The sequence below is a fragment of the Pseudomonas sp. SCB32 genome (assembly GCF_009189165.1).
Lineage (GTDB): Bacteria > Pseudomonadota > Gammaproteobacteria > Pseudomonadales > Pseudomonadaceae > Pseudomonas.
Genome location: NZ_CP045118.1, coordinates 3,871,372 through 3,888,579, shown reverse-complemented (window position 1 = coordinate 3,888,579; position 17,208 = coordinate 3,871,372). Strand labels below are relative to the sequence as shown.

At 64.7% G+C, this 17,208-nt stretch carries 11 protein-coding genes; all 11 read left to right on the top strand.

What is annotated here, in order from left to right:
• Positions 1–935: 935 nt before the first annotated feature.
• The 11 genes from GA645_RS17675 to GA645_RS17625 all read left to right on the top strand — a co-directional run bounded on the left by GA645_RS17675 (position 936) and on the right by GA645_RS17625 (position 17,206).
• Complete coding sequence (locus tag GA645_RS17675) at positions 936–1,682, top strand: aspartate/glutamate racemase family protein (protein WP_218572332.1); 747 nt, start codon at positions 936–938, stop codon at positions 1,680–1,682.
• A 26-nt stretch (positions 1,683–1,708) separates the two neighbouring features.
• Positions 1,709–2,098: a nuclear transport factor 2 family protein gene (locus tag GA645_RS17670; RefSeq protein ID WP_152224291.1), complete on the top strand. Its 390-nt coding sequence runs from the start codon at positions 1,709–1,711 to the stop codon at positions 2,096–2,098.
• A gap of 67 nt (positions 2,099–2,165) precedes the next feature.
• Positions 2,166–4,295, top strand: coding sequence for an FAD-dependent oxidoreductase (locus GA645_RS17665; RefSeq protein WP_152224290.1), 2,130 nt, complete (start codon positions 2,166–2,168; stop codon positions 4,293–4,295).
• On the top strand, positions 4,292–6,370 hold the full coding sequence (locus GA645_RS17660; RefSeq protein ID WP_152224289.1) for an NAD(P)-binding protein: 2,079 nt from the start codon (positions 4,292–4,294) through the stop codon (positions 6,368–6,370). Before GA645_RS17665 ends, GA645_RS17660 begins: the two co-directional genes overlap by 4 nt.
• A 248-nt stretch (positions 6,371–6,618) precedes the next feature.
• Positions 6,619–7,818, top strand: a complete 1,200-nt coding sequence (locus GA645_RS17655; protein WP_152224288.1) for a CaiB/BaiF CoA-transferase family protein — start codon at positions 6,619–6,621, stop codon at positions 7,816–7,818.
• A gap of 3 nt (positions 7,819–7,821) precedes the next feature.
• Positions 7,822–8,742: a hydroxymethylglutaryl-CoA lyase gene (locus GA645_RS17650; protein ID WP_152224287.1), complete on the top strand. Its 921-nt coding sequence runs from the start codon at positions 7,822–7,824 to the stop codon at positions 8,740–8,742.
• A complete protein-coding gene (locus GA645_RS17645) occupies positions 8,735–9,718 on the top strand; it encodes a YCF48-related protein (RefSeq protein ID WP_152224286.1) in 984 nt (327 codons plus the stop codon). The genes GA645_RS17650 and GA645_RS17645 overlap by 8 nt, the downstream gene beginning before the upstream one ends.
• Positions 9,715–12,114, top strand: a complete 2,400-nt coding sequence (locus GA645_RS17640) for an RND family transporter (RefSeq protein WP_218572331.1) — start codon at positions 9,715–9,717, stop codon at positions 12,112–12,114. Before GA645_RS17645 ends, GA645_RS17640 begins: the two co-directional genes overlap by 4 nt.
• A gap of 65 nt (positions 12,115–12,179) precedes the next feature.
• The gene (locus tag GA645_RS17635; RefSeq protein ID WP_178119574.1) at positions 12,180–13,793 is read left to right on the top strand and encodes a DUF1302 family protein; all 1,614 of its coding nucleotides are present in this window, start codon (positions 12,180–12,182) and stop codon (positions 13,791–13,793) included.
• Positions 13,794–13,810: 17 nt separating this feature from the next.
• Positions 13,811–15,070, top strand: a complete 1,260-nt coding sequence (locus tag GA645_RS17630; RefSeq protein ID WP_218572330.1) for a DUF1329 domain-containing protein — start codon at positions 13,811–13,813, stop codon at positions 15,068–15,070.
• A gap of 72 nt (positions 15,071–15,142) precedes the next feature.
• The gene (locus GA645_RS17625) at positions 15,143–17,206 is read left to right on the top strand and encodes a hydantoinase/oxoprolinase family protein (protein WP_152224285.1); all 2,064 of its coding nucleotides are present in this window, start codon (positions 15,143–15,145) and stop codon (positions 17,204–17,206) included.
• Positions 17,207–17,208 lie beyond the last annotated feature (2 nt).

The window sequence follows — 17,208 nt, the reverse complement described above, 5'->3', positions numbered from 1 at the left end:
ACTCATCCTTTAGGTTGGTGGTCGCCAAAAAGAACCGCCCGAAGGCGGCAAAAACGGACCACACCGGCGGTGGAGTGACCGCCGGAGTATCCGAGGGGGCAGAACGACTCGTCGGCCATGGCCAGGGTGGCGTCGCCGCCCTCCTGGAGTGCGCGTGCCAGACCGTGATGAACGCCACTGCGCTTTCTGCTGCGTCGAGGGCCCGGTCGAGGGCGTAGCCGATCGGCTCCAGGGCTTCGTGATTGCGCGGCAGGTCGCGGGTTGTTTCGCGCGTCCGCCGTAGTAGCGCGCCGGCCGCCCGGCCTCGCTCTTCGTCTACCTGCGGGCGCCCCTGCAGCAACTGGGCATCGCCATCGACAACGACATTCCCCTGGAGGGCGCCGCCAGCATCCGCAAGCAGCTGTATCTGGTGCTCGACGACTACCACCTGGTCAGCGATTCGCGCTCGCACCGGCTGATGCAGTAGCCGCTCGACCACTGCCCGCAGAACCTGCCGCACAGCGTGCTACTCATGGGCGAGGCGTAGCGGGCATTGCGCATCAAGGTCTTCGTGGATGAGGCGGCGCTGCCCCAGGGATTGATCCACCGTGGCCTCCCTAACATGGGGGCACTGATCATTGCCGTGCAGCAGCTGCTGGCCGACGAGTGCAGGGTCCGGAAAAGTCTTCGCTCCACGCCACGAGAAGGGAATCAAGGTCGTGTGTGTGTGCGACCGTTGCGATGTCGCTGCGGTTTGGCAGCCTTTCTTATTGAATAGCGAACGTTACAGATTGAATTGAGCGGGCGAGCAAGCCGTCTGCCATTCAAAAAAAACTCATTGCATGACAAGTGCTTAGCCTTCCCCGCAGGAGTTGGCAATAGTCTTGCTATCACAGGAGGAACAACAACAGCCATGCCGTATGTGCTTCAGGCATGGCGCTAGACAAGGAGGCACCGTGTCACATCGAATAAAAGTCATCATTCCAATTCCCATGGACCAGGCCGGCGCTGCCAACCGCGCCTCGCAACTGCCGGCCCATCTGATTCTCCCCGGTTTCCATCCAGAGTTCGTCCCGGTCGCCAAGGGTGCGTCGCTCGCCGACAGTGCCCTCGACGTGCTGCTGATGGACTTCTCGGTGGTGCAGGCCGGTCTGCGCGCCCAGGCGGAAGGCTACAGCGCGGTGTGCATCGATACGGTCAGCGACTCCGGGCTCGCCGCGCTGCGTTCGCGCCTGGACATCCCGGTGGTGGCGCCGGGCATGTCGGCTTTCCACATGGCCTGCATGCTGGGCAAGAAGTTCAGCGTGATCACGATGTGGGACCAGTGGTTCCCGCTCTATGAAAAGACCCTGACCGAGTACCAGCTGTGGCCGCGGGTTGCCTCGCTGCGTTCGATCAAGACCCGTCCCGATCTCACCGAGCTGCTGGCGGGCAAGGAAGACGTGGTGTTCGCCAAGCTCGAAGCCGAGGCTCGCAAGGCGATGGAGGAGGATGGCGCCGACGTCATCGTGCTCGGTTCGACCACCATGCACCAGTCGCACGCCTATCTGACCGAGCGCCTGCCGATTCCGGTGATCAACCCGGGCCAGGTGGCCTACAAGCTCTGTGAAATGATGCTCAGCCTCGGTCTCAAGCAGAGCCGCAAGGCCTATCCCACCGGCGACAGGCCGAACGACGGCGCCTTCCACGATTTCGCCCGCTGACTTCGAACCCACTGAAGGACTACACCATGAGCCGACTCAACCGTGAACAGCTGATCGAACTGGCCACCCAGAAGTACTTCGGCAACGTCGATCGAAAAGCCATGGAACCGGTGCTCGATTGCTGTCACGAGGATGTGCAGTTCACCATCCAGACTGACAACCTCACCCACAACGGCCATACCGGCGTGCGCAGGATGTTCGAGAACCTGTTCTCCGGCTACGCGGAAATCTGGCACGGCGATTTCGAGGTTGTCGCCGACGTCGAGAGCCAGACCGTGTGCTCGCGCTTCAACGTCTACCTGAAGGATCACCAGGGCGCGGAAACCCACCTGCGCAACTGCAACTTCTGGTACGTCGAGAACGGCAGATTCCGCCGTGTCTTCGTATTCATGAGCGGCGACAACGTACTGCGCTGAACCGCCGTCCCTGACCCGGCCCCAGGAGGGCCGGGCAGTCATAAAAATCCTCGATGGAGATGACCTGATGATCCAGCCCGCACGGCCGGAGGATGACCTCTTCCCACATCTTTTCAGTCCCCTGCGCATCGGCAACATCACTGTGCGCAACCGCCTCATGCAGACCGCCCATGCCAAGGGCTTCCACGCCGGCAACGGCCTGACCAACGACCGCGACGTCTACTACCAGGCCGAGCGGGCCAAGGGTGGCATCGGCCTGATCGTCACCGGCGCGCGCCACACCCACCCGCAGTCGACCGGCCCCGGCCGCACCCTGGCGCGCGGCAACCGCGAGGAAATTATCGAGCGCGATGCCGAAATGGTCCGCGCGGTGCATGCCTTCGGCGGACGGATCATCGCCCAGCTGATCCACTTCGGCCCCCAGGGGCGCAGCGGCGCGCTGGACGACTACCGCGTGCTGATGGGCCCCTCGACCATGAAGTCGCCGGCCTACAACGAGTGGGCGCGGGAGATGACCAAGGCGGAAATGGACGAGGTCTCCGAGCACTTCGCGCAGACCGCGCTGTACTCCAAGGCCGCGGGTTTCGACGGCGTCGAATTGCACTATTCGCACGGCTATCTGCACCAGCAGTTCCTCTCCTTCGTCTACAACAAGCGCACCGACGAGTACGGCGGCAGCCTGGAAAACATCGTGCGCTTCCCCATCGAGACCCTGGAGCGGGTGCGCGAGGCGGTCGGTCCGGACTTCGTGGTCGGCGTGCGCATCTCGCTGGACGAATGCACCGTCGACGGCATGCACCCCGACACCGCAATCGAGATGACCAAGCTGCTGGTGGCCACTGGCAAGCTGGACTACGTCAGTGCCACTGCTGGCACTTATGCCGCGCACGCCGACCAGATTCCACCCGGCGACTACCCGGAGAACTGGCTGGTGGATGACGGCGCCCGCCTGCGCACGGCGCTGCGCGAAATCAGCGACATCCCGGTATTCATCGTCGGCCATATCGTCGATCCGGAGAAAGCCGAGTCGCTGATCGCCAGCGGCGCCGCCGACATGGTGGCGATGACCCGCAGCCAGATCGCCGACCCGCAGTTTGCCAACAAGCTGCGCGAGGGACGCGCCGACGAAATCAATCACTGCATTCGCTGCAACCAGGCGTGCATTGCCCGGCTGATGGTCGGCAACGCCATCTCCTGCGTGGTCAACCCCGCCGCCGGGCGCGAGCAGCGCCTCGGCGTGCACACCCTGCAGGCTGCTGTACAGCCGCGCCACTGGCTGGTGGTCGGCGGCGGCCCGGCCGGCATGAAGGCTGCACTGACCCTGCGCCAGCGCGGCCACCGGGTCAGCCTGGTGGAGCGCGGTGAACGCCTCGGCGGGCAGCTGAACTTCGCCGCGCAACTGCCGCGCCGGCACAAGTTCAGCTTCATCCCTCGCGACCTGGAGACGCAGCTGCGCAAGTCCGGCGTGGAAATCCACCTGAACCGCGCGCTGGACGCCGACAGTGTGCTGGCCTGGGGCGCTGATGGGGTGATCCTCGCCACGGGTTCCCGCCCGCTGAAGACCGCCTTCACTTCCACCCGTCCGGCCGTGGACCGCGTGCCCGGCACCGAACAGGACAACGTGCTCAGCGTGATCGAGGTGTTGCAGGCACCGGGGCGGGTCGGCAAGCGTGTGGTGCTGTTCGACGAAGATGGCGGCAAGTATGCCCTGGGCACTGCCGAGTTCCTCCTCGATCGCGGCCACCAGGTGCATCTGGTCAGCCGCTTCACCGCGCTGTCGCCGAACCTGGCGCTGACCCTTGACCTGCCGGTGAACTACCGCCACGTATTCGCCAAGGGCCTGGAGTACACGCTGAACAGTTGGGTGCGCCGTATCGAGGGCAACCGCACGCAACTGTTCAACCTGTTCACCGACCAGGACAGCGCGCAGCTCGAAGCCGACACCTTCATCGTCGCCGCCGGCCACACCCCGTTCGACGAGTTGTATCGTGCACTTCAGGGCCGCGTGGAGAGTCTCCACTGCATCGGCGACGCGCGTCTGCCCCGGCCGTTGCAGGACATCATCTACGAAGGCTTCCTGGCCGGCCGCGAACAGCTGGACGATCCAGCGCGCTTCATCGAACAGGGTGAACTCGAAGGCTTTGGCTCGGACTGGTGGAGTGCAATGAGCCGCCAACTCGAAGGAGGTGAGGCATGACCGTCGAACGCTACCCACACCTGTTCGAACCCTTGCAGTTGCGCAACCTGCGCCTGCGCAACCGCATCATGCAGTCGGCGCACGCGATGGCCTTCAACAGCCGCGACGGCCTCACCACCGACCGCGACATCCACTACCACGCGGCGCGCGCGCGCGGCGGCATCGGCCTGATGATCACCGGCAACCGCCTGGTGCATCCGACTTCCAACACCTTCTGCCGCGGCTATCCCTACGGCTACCGCGCGGAGATGGTCGAGCGCGACAGCGCGCTGACCCAGGCCGTGCACGGCTTCGGCGCGCACATCTTCGCCCAGCTCAACCACTTCGGGGTGATGGGCGAGACCCACGCGATGGACGATTACCGCGTGCTCTGGTCGTCCTCGAACATCAAGTCACCGGTGTTCGGCGAAATGGCCAAGGCCATGGAACGTTCAGACATGGACGAGGTGGTCGAGGGCTGGGCGCGCTCGGCGGAGTATTCGCGGCTCGCTGGCTTCGACGGTGTCGAGGTGCACCTAGCGCACAGCTACCTGCTGCACCAGTTCATCTCGCCGCTGTTCAACAAGCGCAGTGACGAATACGGCGGCAGCTTCGAGAACCGCATGCGCTTCCCGTTGGAAGTCATCCGCGCGGTGCGCGAGCGGGTCGGCCCGGATTTCGTGGTCGGCATCCGCCTGAGCATGGACGAGATGGTCCCCGGCGGCATGGGCATCGAGGACTGGATCGAGGTGGCGCGCACCGTCGAGGCGGCCGGCATGATCGACTACGTGATGGCCACCGCCGGCGTCTACCAGTCGGCCACCTACATCATGCCGCCCTACGATGTGCCCAACGGCTGGCTGGCCGACCCGGTGGCGCGGCTAAAGCGCGCGATCAAGCTGCCGGTGTTCTGCGTCTCCGGGATCGGCAGCGCCGGCGAGGCTGAGGCGATCCTCGCCGCCGGCGGTGCCGACATGGTGGCGCTGACCCGCGCGCAAATCGCCGACCCGGAGTTCGCCCGCAAGACCGCCGAAGGTCGCGAGGACGAGATCTACCACTGCCTGCGTTGTAACCAGGGTTGCGTCGCGCGGTTGTTCCACGGCACCTCGATGACCTGCCAGATCAACCCGGCGACCGGCCGCGAGGCGGTGTTCGGCCCGCAGACTCTGCAGCTGGCGCCACAGAGCAAGCACTGGGTGGTGGTCGGCGGCGGCCCGGCCGGGATGAAAGCCGCAGAGGGGCTGGCCAAGCGTGGCCATCGCGTGACCCTGCTGGAGAAAGCTGCGGAGCTGGGTGGCCAGGTCAACCAGATCGTCCAGCTGCCACGCCGCGACTCCTTCGCCTGGATAACCGAGGACCTCAAGGTGCAGATGGCCAAGGCCGGCGTGCAGGTGCGGCTGAACTGCGAGGCCAGCGTCGAGACCATCGCCGCGCTGCAGCCGGACGGCGTGATAGTCGCCACCGGCTCGCGCCCGGACCGCAGCGGTTACTCGGACATCAACCCGCTGGTCGCCGAGGTGCCCGGCATCGACGCGCCGAACGTGTTCACCGCGCTCGATGTGCTGGCCAAGCCTGAGCGACTGGGCCAGCGCGTGTTGCTGCTGGACGAGGAGGGCAACCGCTACTCCGCCGGCATCGCCGAGTTCCTTGTCGAGCGCGGCCATCAGGTGCATGTGCTGACCCGCTGGAACGCGCTGTTCCACAAGCTGGCGCAGACCCTCGACCAGCCTGTGGTGTACAGCAACCTATTCGGCCGCGGGCTGACCAGTACGCTGAACGCCTGGGTCAGCCGGGTACGCGGCGATGCGGTGGACATCTTCAACCTCTACAGCGGCGAAGAGTCGACCCTGGACGGCTTCGACAGCCTGGTGCTGACCGTCCGCCATCTGCCGGAAGAGGGGTTGTACCACCAGCTCAAACAGCGGCTGCCCAACGTCCAGCGGGTGGGCGACTGCGTGTCGCCGCGCAAGACCGACCATGCGATTTTCGAGGGCTTCCTCGCCGGTCGGGAGATCTTCGACAACTGGCAACGCTACATCGAACCGGGTGCGCTGGAGCAGTTCGACGGCCCCATCGAGTTCGATCGCCTGGGCTGATTCTTCATCGGTTTTGCTCCTTGCCGGTCCCCTGACAGGGACCGGTTTTTTTATGCCTGCAACAAACTCTTTTTCAAGCTGAAATCGTAATTTCACATTGAATTTCTTTTATCTGAAAGCTCTTCGGTTATCTTCAAATTTTAAAAATAAATCCTTTTAAAACAATATCTTAAAAATAAATCAAAAGTTGGCAAGATGCTTGCTCTGTCCCTTTTACGGGTATTTCAAACAAGTAAAAGAGAGTGACGATGAGCAAGCCGCTAGAGGGGATTCGAGTCCTCGATCTGACTCATATGTTGTCCGGCCCGTACGCCGGAATGATCCTTGCCGACCTCGGGGCCGAGACGATCAAGGTGGAGCCGCTGGCCGGCGAGGGCACCCGGGCACTGCTGGCCAAGGACCCGCGTCATTCATTCAAGGGCATGGGCGCCTACTTCCTCACCCTGAACCGCAACAAACAGAGCGTCTGCATCGACCTCAAGAGTGAATCGGGGCTGGCGATCTTCTACGACCTGGTGCGCCAGGCCGACGTGGTGCTCGACAACTTCAGCGCGGGCGTGCCGCAGAAGCTGAAGATCGATTACGCGCATCTGTGCCAGGTCAACCCGAAGATCATCACCTGCTCGGTCTCCGGCTTTGGCCAGGACGGCCCCAACTACCAGCGTCCGGCCTTCGACCAGGTGGTGCAGGGCATCGGTGGCGGCATGTCGATCACCGGAGACAACGCCGAGCACCCGACCCGTGCCGGCATCCCCATCGGCGACCTCAGCGGCGGCATGTTCGCGGTGATGGGTATTCTGGCCGCACTGCAGTCCCGTGACCGCAAGGGCTACGGCCAGCACGTCGATATCAGCATGCTCGACTGCCAGATCAGCATGCTCAACTACATGGCCACAATGTACTTCCTCAGTGGCGAGAACCCCGAGCCGCTGGGCAACGGCCACTTCGTCCATGTGCCGTACAACACCTACCGCACGGCCGACGGCTTCATCATCATCGCGGTGATCTTCGACAGCTTCTGGGACAACCTGGTCGGCCTGCTCGACGTGCCGGCACTGTTGGATGAGAAGTACAAGACTCAGCCGGCGCGCCTCGCCGACAAGTCGCTGATCGACTCGATCCTCAACGACATCCTGGCCACCCAGAGCACCGAATACTGGGTAGAACGTCTTAGCGCCGTGCGTGTTCCCTGCGCACCAGTCAACCGCTTCAGCGAAGCGTTGGCCGACCCCCAGGTGCGCCACCGCCGCATGGTCGTGGACATCCCGCACCCCGAAGGCGGCAGCATCGAAGCGCCAGGCAATCCGATCAAACTGTCGGTGGATGGCGACGACCAATACAGCGCGCCGCCACTGCTCGGCCAGCACACCGACGAGGTGCTGCAACGCCTGCTCGGCTACGACGCGGCGCAGATCGCCAGCCTCAAGCAACAGCGGATCGTGGGGTGAGCCATGCGCGACTTCGTCACGATCAATGAGGTCGGGCCGCGCGACGGCCTGCAGAGCCAGGGCAAGACCCTGGATGTCAACCAGCGCCTGCAGCTGATCCAGGCCCTGCTCGACTGCGGCATCCGCAGCATCGAGGCCGGCAGCTTCGTCTCGCCCAGGGCGGTGCCGCAGATGGCCGGCACTGGCGAGCTATTCGGCCAGCTGCCGCAGCGCGGCGAGATCGCCTACTCGGCGCTGGTGCCCAACCTGCGCGGCTACGAGCTGGCGCGCGAGGCTGGCGTGCGCTCGGTAGCAGTGGTGCTCTCGGCTACCGAGACCATGAACCAGCGCAATGTCAACATGAGCCTGGAGCGCACCACCGAGGTCTGCGCCGAGCTGATGCAGCGGGCGCGCGCCGATGGCCTCGAAGGCCGCGCCTACGTCGCCGTGGCCTTCGAGTGCCCGTTCGAGGGCGCTACGCCGCCGGCGGTGGTCGAGTCGCTGAGCCGCCGCCTGTTCGAAGCCGGTGCGCGCAAGGTGATAGTCGCCGACACCATCGGCGCCGCCAACCCGGCCAGCGTCCGCCGCGTGCTGGAGCGCTTGAGCGATCTCGATGCCGTCCAGCTGTCTTGCCATTTCCACGACACCCGCGGCATGGCCCTGGCCAACGTTCTGGCCTCGCTGGAGCACGGCGTGCGCGAGTTCGACAGCTCCATCGGCGGCCTCGGCGGCTGTCCGTTCTCCCCCGGCGCCACCGGTAACCTCGCCACCGAGGACCTGGCGCTGATGCTCGGTGCCATGGGCCTGGACACTGGCCTGGATGTGTTCGCCCTGTGCGACGCAGTGCAGGTCGCCCAGGTGCTGACCGGTACGCCGCTGGGCGGCCACAGCCATCGCTGGCTGCAGCGCGAGAGCGCTAAGCGCCGGGAGGTGCAGCATGCTTAGCTTCCTGCTCGGCTGGCTGGCGCGCCTTGCGCCCTGGATGGTGATCGCCGGCCTGGCCTACGCCGCGGTGTTCATCGAACCACGGGTCAACTCCGTGCCCCTCGACCAACCGCTGGTGGAGCGCCGCGACCTGTTCTTCGACGGTGCCGTACAGGGCCAACGCGTCTGGGTCATCGGCCAGAACGGTGCGCTGCTCAGCAGCACCGACGCCGGCAATAACTGGCAGCGCGAAGAGCTGCCGGGCCGCGCCAACCTGCAGGCCATCGCCGTGTCACCGAGCGGCCGCCAGGTGGTGGTCGGCAACCAGGGCCGGCTCTGGACCCGCAACGGCCACGACAGCTGGCAGGCGCGACAGCTGCCGGTCTCGGAGCTGGCCGGCAAGCTGCTCAGCGTGCAGTACATCGACGGCCACTTTTGGGCAGTCGGCGAGATGGGCGCGCTGTTCCGCTCCGACGCCGAGGGCCAGCACTGGGAGGCGCTGGGCGGCAGCGAGGACGTGACCTTCAACAGCATCCGCGCCGGCGCCGACGGCGACCTGTGGATCACCGCCGAATTCGGCCGTCTGCTGCGCAGCCGCGACCACGGCGCCAGCTGGAGCACCGTGCAACTGGGCAGCGAGAGTCTGCGCGCGCTGAGTTTCAGTGGCAGCACCGGCGTCGCGGTGGGCAATCGGGGCGAGGTCTACCTCAGCCGTGATGGCGGCGACAGCTGGCAGGCAGTCCCGCACTTCACCACCGAGCACCTCTTCGATGTCGCCATGCACGGCGGCGAATGGCTGGTCACCGGCGACCGTGGCGTGCTGTTCCGCAGCAGCGACCCGGCCGGCGGCTGGCAGTCCTGGAGCCCGGCCGGGTTCGACAAGAGCTACCACAGCCGTCTGCTCGACAGTGACCACGGCGTGGTGCTGATCGGCCAGCAGCTCGGCCTGCTGCGTCAAGACGACCTGCAACTCTGGCCTCAGGAGCAAGCACGATGAATCCCCTGATGAACATCGCCGCACGCCTTTCGGCCTGGGCGATACGCAATCGCGTGGCGGTCTGCGTGGCGATCGCGCTGATCACCCTGGGTTTTGCCGCCAGCCTGGTGAAGCTCGATATCCGCACCCAGTTCAGCGACATGGTCCCCCACGACCATCCCTACGTGAAGGTCCACCAGAAGTACCAGGACAGCTTCGCCGCCAGCAACCGCGTGACTATCCTGGTGAAGGCCCGCGAGGGTGACATCTTCCGCCAGCCGATCCTGCGCGAAGTGCAACGCATCACCTACGACCTGCAGAAGGTCGATGGCGTGAACCCGCTGCAGATCACCTCGCTGGCGTCGAAGAAGCTCAAGCGCGTCAACGCCTCCAGCGAAGGTATCGAGACTCAGCCGATGATGTGGCCTGAGCTGCCGGCCGATGCCCAGCAGATGCGCGAGCTGCGCCAGGCGGTGCTGAACAACCCGCTGGTGTATGGCCTGTATGTCGACCGCGATCTGAGCTCGGCGCTGATCCAGGTGGACTTCTACGACCACCTGGTGGACTACGCGAAGATCTTCCCGCAGATCGAAGCGATCCTCGATGCCTCGCCGGTCAAGGACGAGGTCAGCCTGCACGTGGTCGGCGAACCGATACTCTACGGCTGGGTCGCCCATTACCTGCACGAGACCGTCAGCATCGCGCTGCTCTCGCTGGCGGCCATGCTGGTGCTGCTGTTCGTCTTCAGCCGCACTTGGCGCGGCACCCTGCTGCCACTTCTGGCGGGCACAGTTTCGGCAATCTGGGCGCTCGGGGTCGGCAGCCTGCTCGGCTACAACTTCGATCCGCTGGTGATCGTGGTGGCCTTCATCATCACCGCGCGGGCCTTCTCCCACTCGGTGCAGCTGATCACCCGCTTCGACGACCTCGCGGTGGGGGAGTCGATCGATCCGCGCAAGGCCGCCGAACAGACCATGCGTGAGCTGTTCCGCCCGGGCATGCTCGGCCTGTATGCCGACGCCGGCGCGATCCTCTGCGTGATCCTTACGCCAATCCCGCTGATGCACAAGGTCGCCATCATCGGCGCGGTGTGGGTGATGACCATCGCCGTCTCGGCGGTGCTGCTGACGCCCGTGCTGCTGTCGTTCATCCAGCGCCCGCACGGCTTTGTCCATCCGTTCAACCTTGATGCCGTGCTGCGGGTGTTCATCCGCGCCGCCAGCTGGGTGGTGAGGAGCCGCGCGCGTTATCTGGTGGCGCCGATCACCTTGGTGCTTCTGGCCGGCTTCCTGTTCGAGGCCACCCGTCTGAGCGTCGGCGACGCCAGCGACGGCTCGCCGATCCTCTGGCAGAAGTCCTCGTTCAACCAGGACAGTGCGCTGATCAACCGACTCTACCCAGGCTCCGAACAGATGTTCGTGGTGCTCGAGGGCGATGCCCCTGACGCCCTGAAGATGCCTCAGGTACTGGACTGGATGCAGCGTTTCTCGCGCTACATGGAGCGCCAGCCGGAAATCGGCGGCAGCGTGTCCATGGCCGACATCGTCGTCGACATCCGGCGCAACCTCTACGAAGGCAACCCGCGCTACCGCGAGCTGGGCGCCAGCCAGCTGGAGAACGGCGAGCTGATCAGCTTCTACATGCAGGGCGCCGACCCGGACGACATGGCCCAGTTTGCCGACGTGAAGTTCCAGAACGGCGCGATCACCCTGTTCTTCCGCGACCACAAGGGCGACACGCTGCGCAAGGCGACCCACTACGCCAACCAGTTCATCCAGGACAACCCCCTGCAGGGCGCGCAAGTGAAGCTGGTCGGCGGCGTGCTGGGGATCATCGCGGCGGTCAACGAGATCCTGCTCGGCGACCAGATCGAGGCCATCGCCCTGGCGTTCCTGGTGGTGGTGATCTGCTGCCTGGCGGTCTACCGCTCTTCGGTCAGCGGGATCTTCTTCATCATCCCGGTGCTGATTTCCAACGTGGTGACCTTCGCCTTCATGGCCTGGCAGGGCATCGGCATGAGCATCAGCACCTTGCCGGTGGTGGCCCTGGGCATCGGCCTGGGCGTGGATTACGCCTTCTACATCGTCGACTCGATCAAGGAATACCTCGAGAAGTACCCCGACGCCGAGCCACTGCAGGCCGTCCTGCAATCGCTCGGGTCGGCCGGCCGCGGCGTGCTGCTGACGGCCTTCACGCTGGCCGCTGGCGTACTGTTCTGGTCCTTCTCCTCGCTGCGTTTCCAGGCGGAGATGGGAATGCTGATCGGCCTCTGGCTGATGGTCTCGGCGTTCACCTCCCTCTTCGTCATGCCTTCGCTTGCGCTCGTGTTCAGGCCGAAATTCATCTTCGAACACGACCAGTCGAAAGAAGCCCGCTTCGACGGGCACCTCCACCAACCTGAACACATCGGGGAATGAAGATGAGCGAGAAGAACAATAATGTGAGGTCAGGAGTCCGCCTTGCACCGCTCTCCAGCGCGATCATGATCGCAGGATTGGGGCTGACGAGCGTCGTACAGGCCGATGAGGGCGGTCTGTTCGATGGCTGGGAAGCCAGTGGCTATTTGCGTCAGTACCTTTCCTGGAACCTGGAAAACCCCTACGTGGGCGATCCGAAAAACAACTACGAGCCCAAGGGCGACTACCGCTACAAGATGTCGATGGCGCGCAGCGTCGGCAAGCTCAACCTGTTCAAGGACATCGGCACCTCGCAGTTCAACATCTCCGGACGGGTGTCTCGCGAGTACGAGACCAGCTACCTACACGACCTGCAGGAGGTCATGGACCAGAACGCCGCGACCGACCTGTTCAGCAACCGTACCAAGTCCAGCGTCAACCTGATGGACGATGTCTATGACCAGGAGGAGCTGCGCGAGCTGTGGTGGCAGACCAGCGTCACCGACAGCACCACGCTCAAGCTCGGCAAGCAGCAGGTGGTCTGGGGCGAGACTGACTTTTTCCAGTCCATGGACGTGGTACAGGGTTACGACTTCCGCTGGCGCTCGTTCCTCGAGCCGGAAAACGAGGAGCTGCGCAAGCCGCTGTGGATGGCCAACCTGACCCAGCGTTTCGACAGTCTCAACGGCAGCCTGCAGCTGCTCTACATCCCCGGCCGCATGAACGCCGCCGACCAGCGCGGCAACAGCTACGACGTCGAAGGCGGCCGCTGGGCCAACAACCCGAACAAGGGTCTGACGTTCGCATCCGCGCCATTGGGTGCCGACGTGCCGTACAACTACGACCACAAGGACGCCAACATGGACGACGGCTCCTACGGCCTGCGCTGGAAGAGCATGCTCGGCGAGTGGGAGTACTCGCTCGGCTGGTTCCACGGCCCGTCGCAGAACCCGGTGATCAACCCCAACCCGAACAACCCGCTGGGCGTCGGCAACGCCACCAGCGGCCGGACTTTCCTGGGCGCCTACAAGGGCGAGTACAACTCCGACCCGAACTCCACGGTCGGCGAGCTGATCTTCCCCTACATCGACGTGTTCGGGATCACCGCCAACCGCTACGTAGAATTGATCGACGCGGTGTTCTCCACCGAGCTTTCGTACATCCCCAACTCGCCCTACAACGTCGGTGTCGATGCTGGCGAGGCCGGTGGCTGCGCGTTCTTCCCCGGCTTCTGCGGGATCATCGAGAAGGACGTGGTCAAGAGCATGCTGCGCCTGGACAAGCAGCTCGCGTTGCAGCCCTACCTGGGCACTAGTCGGCCGTCGTTCTTTTCGCTGCAGGTGTTCAACACCTGGATCACCGATTACGACCGCGATGACGAGGTAGTCAATACGGCCGGATTCAGTGGCCGGACCAAGGAGTACTCGACCCTGGCCACGGCGATCCTCTCCGCCAACTACGACAGTGATCGCATCAACCCGACCCTGGCGGTCGGCGGCGACCTCACCTACGGCGGTGGCTTCGTGATCCCCAGTGTGGAATTTGCCTACGGCGACAACTGGCGGGTGCGCGTCGAGGCCGATCTGTTCTTCGACGCCGAAAGCCAGCAGCGCACCCTGCGCGACTTCAACAACACCAACCTGTTCGGCTACTTCCACGGCAACGACCAGTTGGCTGTTCGCCTGACCTACCAGTTCTGATCAAGGAGACAACAAGAATGACAATCCTGATGAACCGCTTGGCCGCCTCCCTGGCTTTGGCCCTGTCGGTCGCTTGGACCGCCCAGGCTGCCGAGCTCCAGGCCGGTACCCAGCTCACCGGCGCCAACCTCGGCCAGCACCTGAGTGACACCTTCGAGGGCCACAAGATCGGCGACCTGCTGACCGAGCGCATGCAGCAGCTGATGCATGACGAAGGGCTGACCATCATGCTCAAGGCCTCGCAGCCGATCACCCTGGGCAGGGACTATCTGGCCGCGACCAAGGCCAACGCCGGCAAGGCGGTGTACAACCGCGACACCCGCCAGGTCGATGGCTGGGTCGCAGGCATACCCTTCCCGGACGTCAAGAGCGACGACCCGGACGCCGCGGCCAAGCTGATCTGGAACCACCACTATGCGCAGCCGACCAAGAACCTGCAGGACTACCCGAAGTTCGCCTATCTGTTCGTCAGCGACAAGACTGGCCTGGAGCGTCGCCAGGAGTGGGCGTTCAAGCGTTACTTCATGAAGGGCCGGCTGGGCACCGACAACGTGGTTGAGGGTGACGGCAGCATCCTCACCAAGACTCTGCTGTACGCGACCTATCCCACCGATATCCGCGGTCTGGGCCTGTTCACCACGCGTTATGACTCGCCGAAGCTGGAGGACTCCTGGGCCTACATCAAGTCGGTACGGCGTACCCGCCGGCTCTCCGGTGGCACCTGGATGGACCCGATTGGCGGCACCGACCAGCTCAACGATGACATCGAGATCTTCAACGCCCACCCGAGCTGGTACGCCGGCTACAAGCTGCTCGGCAAACGCTGGATTCTCGCCGTGGCCAACTCCACCGCGCAGACCTGGAACCCCAAGGCTTCCGGTGACGCCGAATTCCCCATCGTCGATCTGGCCAATGCACCGCACTGGAATCCGAAGGATGGTTGGGAGCCGCGCGAAGTGTGGGTGATCGAGGCGATCACCCCACCCGAGCATCCCTACAGCAAGAAGGTGCTGTACATGGACACCCAGTTCCCGCGCTTCTACCAGGCCGAGGCATACGATCGCAAAGGGCAGTTCTGGAAATGGATGGACTACCACCTGAAGACCATCAAGACCGCTGACGGCGACCTGGGAATCATCTCCGCCGCCGGCTTCACCATCGACTACCAGCGTCGTCACGGCACGGTATTCATCCTTGGCGAGGAGGGCCGCCTGAACACTGCCGGCGTCAAGGGCGACGACGTCAGCCTGCGTGAACTGGAGAAAGCCGCACGATAGCGGGCCTGGCCGGGGCGCCACCCCGGCCGCTTTTTTGCACACAACATCACCAAGAAAGTGCTTGGAGGCAACATGAGTTTCCGTTTGGGTGTCGATGTAGGCGGTACCTTCACCGACCTGCTCCTGATCAACGATGCGACCGGCGACAGCTACACCGCCAAGGTCCCGTCCACGCCCCACAATCCGTCGATTGCCGTGCTCAACGGCATCGAGAAGATCTGCCTGACCTCAGGCGTCGCACCGGGCAGCATCCGCTCGGTCATGCATGGCACCACCGTGGCGACCAACGCCATCCTCACGCGTCGCGGCGCCAAAGTCGGTCTGGTGACGACCAAGGGCTACAAGCAGGTCCTGCACATCGCTCGCTCCTTCGTGCCCGGCGGGCTGGGCGGCTGGGTCACCTTCAACAAGGGCGAGCTGCTGGCCCCGCTGGAACTGACGGTCGAAGCCGATGAGCGCATGGGCGCCCAGGGCGACATCGTCCGCGAGCTGGATCGCGAGGCCATGCGCGACGAGCTGCAGAAGCTCCGCGATGCCGGCATCGAGGCGCTGACCATCAGCCTGGTCAACGCCTACGTCAACGATGCCAACGAGCAGGCCGTGCTGGAACTGGCCCGCGCGGTGATGCCGGACGTGCCGGTGTCGCTGTCCTCGGAAGTTGTGCCGGAGATGCAGGAGTACGAGCGTACCGAGACCACCGTGGTGAACAGCTACGTGCGTCCGGAAGTGGCCAACTACCTGGAACACCTGCAGGGCGAGCTGTGCAGCCGCCTGCGCCCGGACGTGCAACTCTCCATCCTGCGCTCCGATGGAGGCCTGTCCACCAGCCAGTCCGCCGCCAACACCCCGGTGAACCTGCTGCTGTCCGGCCCGGCCGGCGGCGTCGCCGGAGCGATCTGGTTCTGCTCGCGCGGCGGCTTCGGCAAGGTGCTGACGTTCGACGTTGGCGGCACCTCGACCGACGTTGCGCTGATCGACAACAACCAGGCACGCATCCGTCGCGAGACCCGCGTCGGCGACGTCGCCGTGCGTGCGCCATCGGTGGATGTGCGCACCATTGGCGCGGGCGGCGGCTCCATCGCCTTCGTCCCCGAGCTGACCCGCGCGCTGCGGGTTGGCCCGGAAAGCGCCGGCGCCGTACCCGGGCCGGCCTCCTACAACCGAGGCGGTAACCAGGCCACGGTCACCGACGCCAACGTGGTGCTGGGCTACCTCCCTGCCGAGCAGAAGCTCGGCGGAGACTTCCAGGTGCGCAAGGACCTGGCGACCGCTGCCGTGCAGAAAGTCGCCGACGCCATGGGCGTCTCGCTGCACGAAGCCGCCGAAGGCATCGTGCGCATCGCCAACGAACACATGTTCGGCGCCTTGCGGCTGATCAGCGTCGAGCAGGGCTACGACCCACGCGACTTCGCCCTCTGCGGCTTCGGCGGGGCGGGGCCGCTGCATGCCAACGCGCTGGGCATCCTGATGAATGCCTGGCCGGTGATCATTCCACCCGGGCCCGGTGTGCTCTGCGCCTATGGCGACGCCACCACGCGAGTCAAGGACGAAGCCTCACGCTCGCTGGTGCGGCGCATCGCCGAACTCGACGACGGCGAGGTCCGGCAGATTCTCGATCAGCTTGGCGACGGCGTGCGCACCTCGCTGGCGATCCAGGGCGTCAGCGCCGACCAGCAGCAGCTGACCTACCAGGCAGACGTCCGCTACCAGGGCCAGGCCCTGTTGCTGACACTCGACATCGACCTGCAGCGCTTCGCCAACGAAGGTCTGCGTGCGATTACCACGGCGTTCGACGCCGAGCACGAACAGCTCTTCACCTTCGCCCTCAGCGAAGCCCATGAATTGGTCAACCTGCGGACGATTGCCCGCGCGCCACGCCCGCAGATCACTGAGCGCGCCTTCGAGGGCGTCGGCAACTCGCTGCAACAGGCGGTGGTCGGCGAAACGCCGATCCATTACGCCGGCGAGGACCTTCAGGCCACGCTCTATGCCCGCGGCAAGCTCTGCCCCGGCCTAGTCGTACCGGGTCCGTCCATCGTCATGGAGATGGACTCCACCACCCTCATCCTTCCGGGTTACGAAGCGGCGGTCGATCGCGTCGGCAACCTGTTGATCCGTCCGCTGGGCCAGGAGTAAGC